The organism is Scytonema sp. PRP1, from assembly GCF_036697665.2.
Taxonomy (GTDB): Bacteria; Cyanobacteriota; Cyanobacteriia; order Cyanobacteriales; family Nostocaceae; genus Kalymmatonema; species Kalymmatonema gypsitolerans.
The window spans coordinates 209,700-223,107 of sequence record NZ_JBAHYJ020000059.1; the positions used below are offsets into that span (position 1 = coordinate 209,700).

Annotated in this window: 10 protein-coding genes; 4 read left to right on the forward strand and 6 right to left on the reverse strand. The window is 41.8% G+C overall.

Translation table 11 applies throughout. The features are described 5' to 3' along the window. The first annotated feature begins 79 nt into the window (after positions 1-79). The 3 genes from V5G28_RS12130 to V5G28_RS12140 all read left to right on the forward strand — a co-directional run bounded on the left by V5G28_RS12130 (position 80) and on the right by V5G28_RS12140 (position 4,606). A complete protein-coding gene (locus V5G28_RS12130) occupies positions 80-1,198 on the forward strand; it encodes an iron-containing redox enzyme family protein (RefSeq protein WP_442994250.1) in 1,119 nt (372 codons plus the stop codon). Between the two features lie 196 nt (positions 1,199-1,394). After that, the gene (locus V5G28_RS12135; protein WP_096563315.1) at positions 1,395-2,090 is read left to right on the forward strand and encodes an SAM-dependent methyltransferase; all 696 of its coding nucleotides are present in this window, start codon (positions 1,395-1,397) and stop codon (positions 2,088-2,090) included. An 824-nt stretch (positions 2,091-2,914) separates the two neighbouring features. Beyond that, positions 2,915-4,606, forward strand: coding sequence for a tetratricopeptide repeat protein (locus tag V5G28_RS12140; protein ID WP_332997586.1), 1,692 nt, complete (start codon positions 2,915-2,917; stop codon positions 4,604-4,606). 378 nt (positions 4,607-4,984) lie between these two features. On the opposite strand, the gene V5G28_RS36680 is transcribed toward V5G28_RS12140, so the two are convergent. The 6 genes from V5G28_RS36680 to V5G28_RS12165 all read right to left on the reverse strand — a co-directional run bounded on the left by V5G28_RS36680 (position 4,985) and on the right by V5G28_RS12165 (position 11,977). Further along, a complete protein-coding gene (locus V5G28_RS36680; protein ID WP_442994251.1) occupies positions 4,985-5,998 on the reverse strand; it encodes a DNA translocase FtsK in 1,014 nt (337 codons plus the stop codon). A gap of 65 nt (positions 5,999-6,063) precedes the next feature. Continuing rightward, on the reverse strand, positions 6,064-7,566 hold the full coding sequence (locus V5G28_RS36685) for a hypothetical protein (RefSeq protein ID WP_442994252.1): 1,503 nt from the start codon (positions 7,564-7,566) through the stop codon (positions 6,064-6,066). Between the two features lie 30 nt (positions 7,567-7,596). Further along, positions 7,597-9,714 carry an ATP-binding protein gene (locus V5G28_RS12150; RefSeq protein WP_332997588.1) on the reverse strand — a complete coding sequence of 706 codons (2,118 nt, stop codon included), beginning with the start codon at positions 9,712-9,714 and terminating at the stop codon, positions 7,597-7,599. Positions 9,715-9,725: 11 nt separating this feature from the next. Beyond that, the gene (locus V5G28_RS12155) at positions 9,726-10,583 is read right to left on the reverse strand and encodes a transcription factor RcaD (protein ID WP_332997590.1); all 858 of its coding nucleotides are present in this window, start codon (positions 10,581-10,583) and stop codon (positions 9,726-9,728) included. 487 nt (positions 10,584-11,070) lie between these two features. Next, positions 11,071-11,715: a MarC family protein gene (locus V5G28_RS12160; RefSeq protein WP_332997591.1), complete on the reverse strand. Its 645-nt coding sequence runs from the start codon at positions 11,713-11,715 to the stop codon at positions 11,071-11,073. A 109-nt stretch (positions 11,716-11,824) separates the two neighbouring features. Further along, positions 11,825-11,977, reverse strand: a complete 153-nt coding sequence (locus V5G28_RS12165) for a hypothetical protein (protein ID WP_332997593.1) — start codon at positions 11,975-11,977, stop codon at positions 11,825-11,827. A gap of 57 nt (positions 11,978-12,034) precedes the next feature. Here V5G28_RS12165 and V5G28_RS12170 point away from each other — a divergent pair, with 57 nt between their 5' ends. Next, positions 12,035-13,333, forward strand: a complete 1,299-nt coding sequence (locus V5G28_RS12170) for an RNA-guided endonuclease InsQ/TnpB family protein (RefSeq protein WP_332997595.1) — start codon at positions 12,035-12,037, stop codon at positions 13,331-13,333. The last annotated feature ends 75 nt before the right edge of the window (positions 13,334-13,408 follow it).

The following is a 13,408-nucleotide window of genomic DNA, read 5'->3' on the forward strand; positions in this document are numbered from 1 at the left end:
TACTTAAATTTACTTAATGGAAATCTAAATAGTAGAGGTTGAAACAATTTCATGCCTGCCTTTACTAACCAAGTATTCCATGCACAGCAATTTAGTGATGTCTCCTCTCCCCGAGGTTGAAACAAACAGTAAGCAGATAAAAGAAAAAATAGATATAAACTACGAGCGTGCTGAGCAGCAATTTATAGAACTGCTTGCAACAGAGAATTTGGACAAACAACTAGATGCAGAACCTGCGTTAAACAGTGAGTTTGAACACGCACTCTCTGTGGCAATTCGTGATGCTTATGAAAATGGTGCTGGTGATGATGCAGCTCACCGCTTTGTCCAGCGCATACTATATCGCATCAATCGCTTAAATCTGTTTTGGTACGACGACCTACGCCACTACGTCAACGAGCGTTCTCCTTACTTGTATAAAGTGCGCGACCAAATTGAGACGGCTTGGCAAGACTGGGAACTCGCACAAATCGATGTCGCTGCATTGCAACAATTGGATGTTAAACAAGCTCTCATTGATCGTTGTGCTGAGGATTTAGATCCCCCTTTGTCGGCAGAAAGTCGCTACATCCGCGAGGAAATGAGCGAGGCTGGCTACCGTCACTTGCTAGCTATTGGCTCGTTTGACGGTTTAGTCGAAGGTAGTCGCCTTTCTCGCATTTTGGGTGGTGCTGCTAATCCAGTACAGTGTACTTTGGTGCGTGTCCTGCTGGAAGAATACGGCAACGGTCGTTTTTCTCGCAAGCACTCTACATTTTTTGCCCAAATGCTAGCTGAATTTGGGATGAACACCGAGCCAGAGGGGTACTTTGATTTAGTTCCTTGGGAAGTACTCGCTTGCGCTAATCATAACTTCCTACTGACTGAGTGCAAGCGCCATTTCCTGCGTTATAGCGGTGGATTGACCTATTTCGAGGTGGCGGGACCTGCGGCTTACAGAAACTATCTTGCTGCGGCGCAACGACTCGGACTATCTGACGCGGCGATGGGTTATTGGGAATTGCACATCCGGGAAGATGAACGCCACGGACGTTGGATGTTGGATGATGTGGCTTTGCCTTTAGCTCAAATGTACCCTGATGATGCATGGCAATTGGTGCTGGGGTACGACCAAGAAAAGCTGATGGGCGATCGCGCGGCTCTTGCTGTTGTGCAGTCGATACGTGAAGCAGAACAAGCCACATTAAGTTATTCATAATTCAAAGTTCACAATGGTAGACCAACAGCATTCGTAATTTTGCATTTCTAATCTACTGATAATTCACATAGCCATTTATTCCTTTAGTAACAGATAACTTGCTAAAGGAACCGTTTTTTTTTGACTTTTTAAAGGTAGCTGCTAGGGTGCGCACTACCCGCCTTTGTTCAAAAATATTGGAATTAATGATAACCAAATGAAAAACATCTTCTTTTGCCCTGATGAATCCAATTTTTACTCAAACTGCTTGGAAAATTTGGTTCTGAGAAATTGTCAAAAATCTGAATCTGTCGTCGAGTTTGGCTCAGGAGATGGCAGCCCTGTTATTAATTCATTACTCAGAAACAAGTTTGATGGTGTGATACATGGATTTGAATTAAATACTTCTGCTTGGAAAACCGCAAATTTAACAATAGACGAATATAATCTTGGTCATAAATACATAATTCATAATTCATGTTTGTTTGAGTCTTCTCAACCAGAAGCTGAGTATCTAGTTGCTAATCCTCCTTATCTCCCCGCCCCGGATAAGGAAATTTATATGCCATTGTTATTTGGTGGCATAGATGGCGCAACAGTTACCAACGAACTCTTATCCTTGGGGTATGACAATGTATTACTTTTAGTCTCCAGTTTTTCTAACCCAGAAAGTACAATTCATCATGCAATATCTAACGGTTACCGTGTGACAAATTTTATAGTTTTACCTTTAAAATTTGGTTACTATAGCTCCGAGCCAAAAGTTAAAAACCACATAGAGGAATTACGAAAAAACAAAATGGCTTTTTATTCTGGCGATTATTACTTTTTAGCTGGTGTTTTATTTCAACAGTCTCAAGATAAGAGCGTGGATTTATCTAATCAGTTAGCTCAAGTTATGACAAGTTTGTAAATTCACTCATCCCCCGGCTATAAAAACACGAATATCGCTCGTTTTTATAGCCAGGGGGAGATCGAAGTCCTGCGTCCTTTTGAGCAGTCGTTGCAATACGCTTGTTGGTAATTTCACCTTTATAGGCAGAGGGGAAGGGGGCTTTCTAGCGTTCTTGAGCAAGCCCTTTCCCTCTGTGTTGTCGATTGCAGAACATGGGTATGAAGCCCCGTCCTGGAAGGACGCTTGGACGCTTTGCGGAGTATAAGCTCCGTCTGGGGTCTCTCCCCCTTTCCCCCTTCTCCCCGGCTCCCCTGCCTCTTTTGACACCCTTATTGATGGAAAGCCTTATTTCTTAAGATTTTATACTCACTCAGTAAAAATATTTACAAAAATTGAAAGTTGTTTGAAAATTATTATATAAATTAATATAGGCTAGAAACAACACTCATAACTCAAACTCTACCTCAAACTAGATGTAAAATATTTAAGGCTTTTACAAAATGTCTTAAGTATGATTTATTACAATAAAATTTAAGTACTAGATCGGCAATGAGTGATCATTGGAGCTGGTTTTTAAGACAAGATGAGTGTAACTGCTTTAGCAGCAAGTAATCATATCTTTCAAAAACTCTCTTTGCGTCGCTCACTTCGTGTATCGGGTGTGCCTGCCATCAGCGATTATTTTTCGGTTGACAGAGTGGTAGATTGAGTCTTCCTGACTCGTTAAAAAGCATGACACTACACGATACTAATTAAGAAGAACGACCTGTTGTTGAGTTAAGAAGGTGCGTCTCCATGTTATTTGCTCTATCAAACCAGCTTTGCGAGGTTTACCAAAAAGAATGAACCCACAACCGCCACTGCCTAACAATGAAATAGCTAGGCTCAATGCACTTAGCCAGTATCAAATTCTCGACACTCCTGCCGAAAAAGTCTTCGACGATTTTACCTTCTTAGCTGCACAAATTTGTCGTACCCCAATTGCGATTATTAGCCTTGTTGATGGAAATCGGCAGTGGTTTAAATCGAAAGTGGGTTTAGCAGCACCTGAAACAAGCCGGGATCTCGCATTCTGCGCTTATACAATTTTGCAACAAAAGCCATTAGTCGTCAGGAATGCGTTGGCAGACTCTAGGTTTGCAAACAACGCTTTGGTACTCTCCGATCCCAACATTCGTTTTTACGCTGGCGCACCCCTGATTACACCGGAGGGATTTGCGCTTGGCTCATTATGCGTGATTGACATAGTACCCCGAGATTTGAGTCTCGAACAGATAGAAGGACTACGAGTATTGAGTGATCAGGTGATAGCACAATTTGAGTTGCGGCGTAATGCTATAGCTCTATCACGTACTATCATCGAACGACAGCAGGCGGCAGCACAGCTTCGTAGTCAGTACGATGTGGTCGAAGTGTTTTATCGTCGAGGAGAGGAAAATGCTCGAAAAGGAGATTACCAAGGAGCCATTGCAGAGTTTAACGAATTCCTGCGGCTCAATCCCAACGGTTTTAAGGCTTACTATCAGCGAGGGCTTGCCCGTCAAAAGCTAGGAGACTACAAAGGTGCAATGATAGACTTTGATATGTACCTGCAGTTTAATCCTAACGATGTCGAAGCTCGCACCAATCGGGGACTGATCCGCTTTGAACTTGGAGACTACAAGGGAGCGATCGCAGATTACAGCAGTAGTATGCAGATTAATCCTGGCTATACTATTCCTAATGACATTGCGTTTATCAACCCTGGGCTTGACAAAAGAGAAGCAATTGTGGACTACACCCACTCCTTAGGGCTTAATCCCAATTACGCTGAGACTGAGATCAATATCAGCCAGATTCATACTGAATCTGAGTTGGAAGATTATAACGGCGAAATTGAGAATAGCACCCAGTTTTTGCCCCTTAACTCTAACGATGGCGAAGTTTACGTTACCATAGAGAATGGTCAGTATGAGCTTGAAAATAGCACCCAATTGCAGCTAAATTCTGATAATGCCAAAGCATACATTAACCGGGGTAATGCCCGTTGCGAGTTGGAAGATTACAGTGGTGCAATTGAAGATTACACACAATCTTTAAGGATGAATCCTCAGGATGCACAAGCTTATATCAGCCGGGGTAATGCTTGCTTTATGGTCAAAGATTACATTGGTGCAATCAATGATTATACTCGTTATCTGCGGATGAATCCTAACGATGCCAAAGCTTATATTAGCCGAGGCAATGCTTACAGTGAGTTGGAAGATTACAGTAGTGCAATTGAAGATTACACTTGGTCTATAGACCTGAATTGCAACGATGGTGAAGCTTACATCAATCGAGCTAATGCTCGCTCTAAGGTAAAAGACTACAGCGGCGCAATTGAAGATTACACGGAGTTTCTGCGGATTCATCCCAACGATGCTAAAGCTTATATCAGCCGGGGTAATGCCCGCTCTAAACTAAAAGACTACAGCGGTGCAATTGAAGATTACAAAAAAGTGTGGTCAAAAGCAATTGAGCAGTTACCTAAACTATCGAGCGAGGACGGCTGATGAAAAATTACGTTTAGATATTTCATTTACCTGTGGAGTTTTTGACTCTTGGCTAGAGTTCTTGCAAAAATCTCTAATTTGATAATTTAAAATCAAAAATGCACAGAGATGGACACTAGATAAATAGTCTGTGTTTATCTGTAGTTTCATCTCTGAAAGTTGATTGTTATGTCATTGTTATTTATAGATACAGATTATTTAATTTCCACAGTTCAATTTATTGGTCGCATACCAAGTATCTATCGAAAGTGCCTGCGCTAAGCGCATAAATCGCGCATGCTTAGATTCCCGACAACTTTGGCGAAGTCGGGAATCTTGTTGTTCACGTAGCCGAAGGCAGCCCGTAGGGCTTATAATTTAGGATTGTTATAGACAAGGCTAGACTGACGGTAGCCTAATATCTGTCGCAAATAAACTTTGTAACCGATGGATTTGAGCGCCAATGAGGTAGAGTAAATCGCCTTTACCTAATAAACGAGCAGCGGCTGTTTGTTTTCCTCCCAAGATAATAGCTGAGTCTGCTTCACTGGCAGTTCGGAGTGCAACGCGTCCTGGTAAGTTAGAGCGTATAATTGGGGTAACAATACCTGCTTCAGGACGTTGGGTAGCAATAATGAGATGAATTCCAGCTGCTCTTGCCATTGCACCTAGCCGTTTAATGCTTTGTTCTAACGCTGTACGAGTTTCTTTTTCTGCCATGAAGTCGGCGTATTCATCGAAAATGCAGACAATGCGAGGTAAAGGTTGACGGGAACGTTGATTGTAAGTACTCAAATCAGCACACCCAGCTTTTTCAAATCGCTGATAGCGCGATTCCATTTGTGTCACTAATTGATCCATCAGTTCAATAGCGCGATCGCTATCTTTAACGACTGGCGAATACAACCACCGCATTCGCTCAAATTCGGGAAAGGTAACTCGTTTGGGATCAACTAAGGCAATCTGTAGATGTTGCGGCGAATGACGAACGAGTAGACTTAGAAGGAGCGATCGCAAAAACTCACTCTTACCACTTCCAGTCGTACCCCCAACCAAAAAGTGACAGGTATTTGGATCGGACAAATCAGCTTCTACCAACTGTCCCTCTAAATTCACCCCAATCGCAATTTTTACAGGTGCTGTCGCAGGTAAAATTTGCGACTTTATATAATCCTCAAATCTAGCAACTTGTCTATCTGGACGAGGTAAATCAACACTCACATATCCAGCCTGAGGAGAAATCAGAGGCGGGTTTGCTAAGCCCAACTGCACTTGCAAATCAGCTGATAACTTCAGCAGAGAGTTCACTTTAACACCAAGCTGGGGTTTGAGCTTCACCCGGATAAAAGCTGGACCAACAGCCGCCCCGTGGTAATCTACACCAATACCAAAAGATTGCAACGTGGCAACCAATTCTTCACCTATGGCATCAGCATCGGTTGATCCCTGATTATGTTTTGTAGATGTCTCCCCCCTTTTTAAGGGGGGTTGGGGGGATCAAGCCTTGCATCAACAAAATAAGTCTGACACTTTTGCTGCTGTGGACAAATTTCGCACAGATAAGGCTGGGTTGTAGGTGGTGGGGGATTGGGATTTGGTGGTTCCCAACTCAGCCATTGCTGCATCTGTTGTAACTTATAGGGAATCAGGTGATGCACCGTATTCTCTAGCTGTTCCCAGGTATACTGATACTCTTTGAACTCTGGCAAAACACAGTAAACTGCTGAGTCAACAGCTACTTTTTTCTTTTGCCACAGCATATAACTATAAAGCGCAACTTGGGCTAATTGCGCTGATGCATCAGCAGGCTGATAAGTTTTAAATTCCACCACACATAGGCGCTTGAGTTCAAAGTTGTAGACTAAGCAATCAAATTCCCCTCCTACCCGTTGCCGCGTTCCATCTGGGAGATTAAAGTAATACTCAAGAGTGCGTTCTTCTGTGATAAAAGTCTTACGAATAACTGTTTCTGCATCGCAATAGCGGCGATTAACTATCAGCAATTCAGCAAAGCGTTTGATGAGTCGTTGTAATCCTTGCCATACTTGCAGCAGTGCTTGTGCTTGGTTAGCATCTTTTTTAACAACTTGTTGCAAGTAAGGATAGAACTTTACTTCATAAAAAAGCTGTTGCATACCAGAGGCAATTTCCTCTACCTGCAATTGGGCAGCAGATGGTTTAAACAAATCTTGAAATCCTGGTTCATGAGTAGCTAAACTCACGATTTCATCAGCTAATTTATGGAATGCTTTACCAATTCCAATAGCGGTATTCTGTGGTAAAAATAAGGTATTTCCACCGAAACGCTGATTTAAATAAAAAAGGCGCGGGCACTCAAAGGCAACTCTGACTTTAGTAGCATTTGAAGATGAATTTTCAGATTTTTCTGTTGACTTTTTTGAACCATTAGATACCATATCAAAAATATTATTTATAATATTAGGATTAGAATTTTCTAATAAGCGGCGATGCACAGCAGCCAGATAAACTGTATCCATTGCGGCATATTGTAGCTGCTTTTGACTAAGAGGGCGTTTTCCCCAGTCGCTTCCTTGTTCTTCTTTATCTACATTGGAAAATCCACAGAGTTCTGCTGCTAATGTTTTAAGTTGCAGGTTGGATACTTGCAAAACTTCGCGGGTAATCTTTCTGGCTAGCTTCAGCGTACAGGTAACATTTTGTGCTATCTGTCCACCCAGGTATTTCAAATCAAAGCTGGCGTTGTGGAATACCTTTTGTATATTAGGATTAACCATGATTTGGTTAATAAAATATGCTGCTAAATCAGGTTTATCTAACACATCGAGAATGAAAACAGATTCACCCGCCGAATCTGTGGGGTTAGCCAACACCTGAATGAGCGATAATTTGGGATACGAAGTATTCCAATCAGCGATTTCTGTATCTAGCCAAAGCGTTTTAGCACAGGCGAATTTGGCGATTTGCGCTCGCATTTCAGTAGCTTCTGTCAGGTATTGCATTTGCTAAGATGTCAGAATTCAGTTTAGATGTTACCTTTTAGGTACTAAACAAATTAATTGGGCTTCTGGTTTGGCTGTGGGGTCAAGAATTTGAATTTGCTTTTCCTGACACAACTGTTGAATCAATTGAGTGATTTGAGATTGACTCAGCATAGGAAACTGATTACGAGCATTTTGGATAAGTATCTCTCGCCCCATAAACTGCTGAGTTGTAACTAAATCTAAGACAAATTCTTTAGCTTCCATCTCTTCCTTGGTTAGCTTGACTTGCTTAACTGCAGTAACTAGTTTTAATTGCTGATTGTGAGAGGCTTGCCTACCATTTGTTTTACCATTGCCATCTTTACTATTATTTATCTCATCAGTATTCTTAATTATCCCCAAATTCTTTAACAAAGAACAATCATCGAACACCTTGGAGTCACGGACGAGAGCTTGTAAACCCTTTAATCCAAAAGTTTTTCCTCCAATAACCAAGTCTCCCTCACGAGCATCCTTAACCAAGCTGTGATAGGTAGCTAGGTAGTGAACAGAGTTGATATCTGGCGTGATGCGACTATGGGGAGAACCTCTGAAGATTTTCGTAAAAAGTTCATAACCTTTATTCTTTTGATTACCCAATAATTCCGCCCGTATTAGACGCAAAGTTAAAGACGAATTTTTATCAACTGCATTTTGGCAGGCTTTCATAACATGGAAGAAAGTATTCATGTTTTGGTCTTCCGTCCAGACTAGCCCTAACTTTTCAGGTTTACCTGGTAACTTATAGCCGAGTGAATAACTAGCAAACTGTGTTTTGGTAAACAGAGGAGTCTTAATTTCTTCTACGTCTAAAGCAGCTAAAGCTTCTTGTAGCATCTGAATAAGTTCTGGAGAAGATAAGTGGCGAATTCGTGTAATTCGCTGCTGAACTTTGGTAAAATCATCACGCCATTTCAACTTAAAGATTTCTAGCGCTCGTGGTGGCTCTATTACATCACCAGACCATATAAACTCACCCTTTTTACCACCAGCCAACCATTCTTTGTACTTTTGAAATATCTCTCTCCCTAAAATGATTGCATCTCTAGGGTCAGTTTTTTTACCAGGGAATTCAACTTCTAGATATTCACGTTTGAAAGGGTAAATCGCAGAATTAGGTAGAGGATTAGCTTGACGGTGTAACGAGTAAAGACGAGATGCCAAAAGTAATTCTGCTTGGTCTAAATTAATAAGCCCTAGAGAGACTATTCGGTCTACACTAGATTTGTCGGTCTGGTCTATTCTGCTCTCGTACTGCTTCCAAATATCAGTGTTGATACTGATGATGACTAAAAAGTTCTTGTCCTCGTTGTGAATTTTGGCATTTATATCGAACAAGGTTTGCAGATCGATGGTTCTGTCTGGAAGACGAGCTATGTTGTTTAGCTGATCGAAACACAGCACGATTGGTTTGGTCTCAGCAGCAATTCTGCCGAAATTAGCCAATATCTCCCGTGCTGCTTCTTCTGTATCAATAGAGTTTTTCACTCGTAAAGCTTGCAGAGACTCTTCACTTAAGTCATCTCCTCGCAACCACTCACAAGCTAAGGGATATAGTTCTGAATTAGTAAGATCGTGCAGTACTCCAAAAAAAATGTCGGCATTATAGATACTTGCTTGCTTGTATATGACCTTGAGCTTGTCGATAAATTTCCGGCGATCGCTTCGCAGCAAGTCAAAAATATCATCCTTGAGAATGCGTTGTTTTATACTGCGTTGCTTGATGGCAGATAACACACTCTCAAGCCAAAGCAGCAACTGAGAATCTTGTTGTCCCTCTGGAACTTGTACCAAGCTATCGACTGTGTAGCGCAAAATATGCCGCCAGATGTAGTCACTCTGAGGAAATGGATGGATATAGGCAAAAAAAGCTTTATGATTGAACGTCTTCTTGAGCCTCCCCAACAGATAAGTTTTGCCAGAACCACCATCACCGTCAAGTATCACAGTTCGCGTACGATGGTCTTTAGCAACTTGATCGAGTGTTGCTTGTATGGTGGCGATCGCTTCTTGATGGATAGAGTCAACCCTGGGTTCTGGGTGTTGCTGTTTGTGCCAAAAGTTGACAGAACGAAAGTTATCGAAGGGGTTGGTACTTCTCAGAATAATTTCATCTATGGATGCCATAAGGCTGCTCTTTAATTAACGGTAACTTTAAGAAAAAACAGAGGACTACCTGAACGCTGGCTAATACCAGCATTGACTTGCTCTGCGGTGTATTGTTGAGCGTGTACAAGCGCCCTCAACTCAATTTGGTCGCTCGCTTGCAGACGATACAGTGCCTTATCTAATTCTTCCCGTGACAATGGGGGTTGTAACTTTTGCCGCAGATGGAAGATTGGCAAATAATTGTCAGTACCTAGCTCCTGATCCAATCTCCGGATAGTTTGTAAAATTTCTTCGTCAGTGAGGTTGATAATTGTTACAGCAGCCGACTCTTGCTTGGTAGGCGCTGAAGTAGCTACTTCCTCTGGCTTACCATGTAGAGATTTCCGCAAAAAGCGCAGGTAATTATTCAGCAGATCGAAGCTGATGTTTGCGGCTCCCTTGGGGCTGTAGTCATCCCGCAAATACTCAATTCCGCGTTCGGTAAGCCATACCTCAGCTTTAGTCTTCTTAATCTTGATATCAGCTTCAATCAATCCCTTTTCATAAAAGCTTTGCAAGATGGCGTCTCGTTCCCCAGACTTCACGGATTTGACATTGATTTTGCTTGGCATGATTTTTCCTGAAGCCTTGCTGATACTCTCCAGTACCTTCAATTCATTAGGCTTAAGCGGCAACTGATCTGTGTCAGCTTTTAGTAAGGCTTGAGCAGGCGGTAAAATCTTAACTGCGGCAATCTCGCGGGAAAAGTCTACCAGTTCGCGATCGCCTAAATTTTGACAAATTTTATTTCTACCTTTAAAACTCTTAAAACCACTAGCAGTAAGGCTTGAACGATAATTCTCACATCCTAGTAATTTTAATAGGAACTTTAATTCATTGGTATCCATGCGGGTATTGTTGCCTAAATATTAAGTCAGCACCACTCTAGCTCGAACTGCAATAATTTACACTTCTTTTTATCCTACCTAGATTTAGTGTGTTCAGGCAGCGTAAATGTTCCTAAAGAAACATAAAGTTTAGATGTTGGATTTCGTGCATTAAGCCAACCTACCCTCTTTCTCCGCGCCTTTGCACGGCAGTCTCGTTAATCCCTCTTTTGTCATTGTGGGGTGAAACCTTTGGCAGAATATTAACAACGCAACAACTCAGCAAGATAATTATGAATGGCTGGAAAGTGTAACAACCCAAACTACAACCAAATGACCGCTTACGTACCTAAAAGCATATTTTGTAAAATTTAAAATATTATGTCCTGCCAAAGAACTAGATCAAATTGATACCGTTTCTCTATGAAGATGCGCCTAATTAGTAATGAGTAATTAAGGTTGTGCCTCAGATTCTGTCCTTGGGAATCTTATCGAAAATTGCGCCCATCTACCGAAGCAGAGATGGCATTGATTGTTGAATGAAGGCAACAATGCCTTCAGCAATTAACTGCACCGCAATTGCCAAAATCAAGAAGCCCAAAACGCGGTTCATTGCACCAATGCCATTTCGTCCCATTGCTCGAATGAGAGGCTCTCCCAACACGAGAAACAAGTAGAGCGATAAACCAAAGGCAGCAATTCCCACTAAACAACCAGCATATGCAAGCCATTCGTTTGCCCGTTCAGATAAACTAATCACCACACCAATCGCTCCCGGTCCACTGATCAACGGAACTGCCATTGGGGTGAAAGAAATATCATCCTTATCAACCGCTTCTTGATGTTCTGACTCTGTCAATCGTTGCCGAGCAGTGACCATTTCCCAAGCAGTATGAGCAACGATTAACCCGCCTGCAATTTGGAGAATCCCCAAAGAAATTCCGAAGAAGGACAAAATCAGTTTTCCTGCTAGCAAAAAAGTGACCAACACCAGAACTACATTGATGGAGGTCTGCCGCGCTTGTTTGAGACGGTAAGGCTTGGTATCGTCTGCCGTCATGGTGTAAAAAATCGGCACCGCTCCAATCGGATTGGCGATTGGGAACAGCGCGACAAACATTCCAATGGTGTATGAAAAAAGTTGTTGCCACATCAAATAATCTTACCAAAACTTTGCGGGAGCGTGAAAGCCCTGGAGGAGCAGCAACGTAGTTGCGTACTCCGTGCTTCAGCCCAGGGATGAAACGCGACGGGCGCAGGTTTTAACCTGCTGTCTCTCTTTCTTTTTCAAGCACTAGACTATCAATCCACTCTTCAATCAAAGCAGTAATAGTCCTATCTTTCTGAGCAGCATATAAATAGAGCTTATTTCTTCTACGTTCAGACAAGCGTATTGTTAATGTCTTTCCTTTCATAATGCACATACTTTGTTAGTATTTTAATGTTATCATATGCAAAGGAGGTGAAAACAGATGTATGGATGCCAGCAAAATCTAATCAATCCAAATGAAGAGTTAAAAGCGATACTTGAGTTTATTTGCTCAGAATCGCACAAGTTAACTAATTGTGGCATCTACTATGCTCGTCAGCTATATTTCAAAACTGGCAAATTAATTGGCAAGTACGATTTAGAGAAGGAATACAAGACCAACAAACATTATCAAGTACTCCATTCTCAAGCAGCACAACAGATATTAAGGTCTGTTTCTGAGTCTTTTAAGTCTTTCAAAGAGCTAGATAAGAAGTACAGTAAAGGTGAATTGCACTTTCAACCAAAGCTACCTAAGTACCGTAAAAGCAATGGCTATGCATTGGTAACATACCCAAAGCAGGCATTAAAGCTTGTGGGTGATAGTATCAAAATTCCACTAGGCAACACTATTAAGCGATGGTTTAAGCTTAATAGCTTTATAATTCCAATGCCTTCTAATTTGCAGTTTGCAGATATCAAGGAATTACGAATACTCCCAAGAAACCAATGTTTTTATGCTGAGTTTGTTTATGAGCAAGAGTCAGCACCCGATTTAAACCTAAATCCTCAATATGCTTTAGCTATTGACCCTGGTATAAACAATTGGTTAAGTTGTGTTTCCAATGTTGGAACTAGTTTCATTGTTGATGGACGCAAAGTGAAAAGCCTCAACCAGTGGTACAACAAACGTGTTAGTACTTTAAAGGAAGGCAAGCCACAAGGCTACTGGGATGAGCAATTAGCCCACATCACAGAAAAGCGTAATCGACAGATGCGGGATGCGGTAAACAAAGCTGCTAGGTTAATTGTTGACCACTGCATTGAACATCAAATTGGTACTGTTGTTTTTGGTTGGAATCAAGGACAACGACAAGAAGCACAACTTGGTAGAACAACTCAATCTTTTGTGCAGATACCTACTGCCAAACTAAAGGAGCGAGTTAAACAACTGTGCGAATACTACGGTATCAAGTTTGTTGAAACTGAAGAATCCTACACCAGCAAGGCTAGTTTTTTGGATGATGATTCTCTACCAAAATACGGTGAAAAACCCGAAACGTGGAAACCATCAGGAAAACGAGTTAGACGCGGAATGTATCGCACTGGAACAGGTAAGCTCATCAACGCTGATTTGAATGGAGCCGCAAATATAATGCGGAAAGTAGAGACACAATTAGGTTTAAGCCTAGTCAAGGTCTGTAGGCAAGTTTTGACCCTTGCTACCAGATTTCGTATCTGGGAAACTAAAACTAAAAAGCGGAAGGGAGCGGCTTCAGCCCTCCCTGTAGCAACAGTTTAGAATCCCCGTGTCTTTAGATCGGGGAGAGGTCAAGGGGTTTGCGATTCTCTATTTCTTTGATTTGTTTGGAATTTA

Coding starts and splice junctions, on each gene's coding strand:
- V5G28_RS12130 (WP_442994250.1), top strand. CDS start 80: ATGCACAGCAATTTAGTGATGTCTCCTCTCCCCGAGGTTGAAACAAAC.
- V5G28_RS12135 (WP_096563315.1), top strand. CDS start 1,395: ATGAAAAACATCTTCTTTTGCCCTGATGAATCCAATTTTTACTCAAAC.
- V5G28_RS12140 (WP_332997586.1), top strand. CDS start 2,915: ATGAACCCACAACCGCCACTGCCTAACAATGAAATAGCTAGGCTCAAT.
- V5G28_RS36685 (WP_442994252.1), bottom strand. CDS start 7,566: ATGCAATACCTGACAGAAGCTACTGAAATGCGAGCGCAAATCGCCAAA.
- V5G28_RS12150 (WP_332997588.1), bottom strand. CDS start 9,714: ATGGCATCCATAGATGAAATTATTCTGAGAAGTACCAACCCCTTCGAT.
- V5G28_RS12155 (WP_332997590.1), bottom strand. CDS start 10,583: ATGGATACCAATGAATTAAAGTTCCTATTAAAATTACTAGGATGTGAG.
- V5G28_RS12160 (WP_332997591.1), bottom strand. CDS start 11,715: ATGTGGCAACAACTTTTTTCATACACCATTGGAATGTTTGTCGCGCTG.
- V5G28_RS12165 (WP_332997593.1), bottom strand. CDS start 11,977: ATGAAAGGAAAGACATTAACAATACGCTTGTCTGAACGTAGAAGAAAT.
- V5G28_RS12170 (WP_332997595.1), top strand. CDS start 12,035: ATGTATGGATGCCAGCAAAATCTAATCAATCCAAATGAAGAGTTAAAA.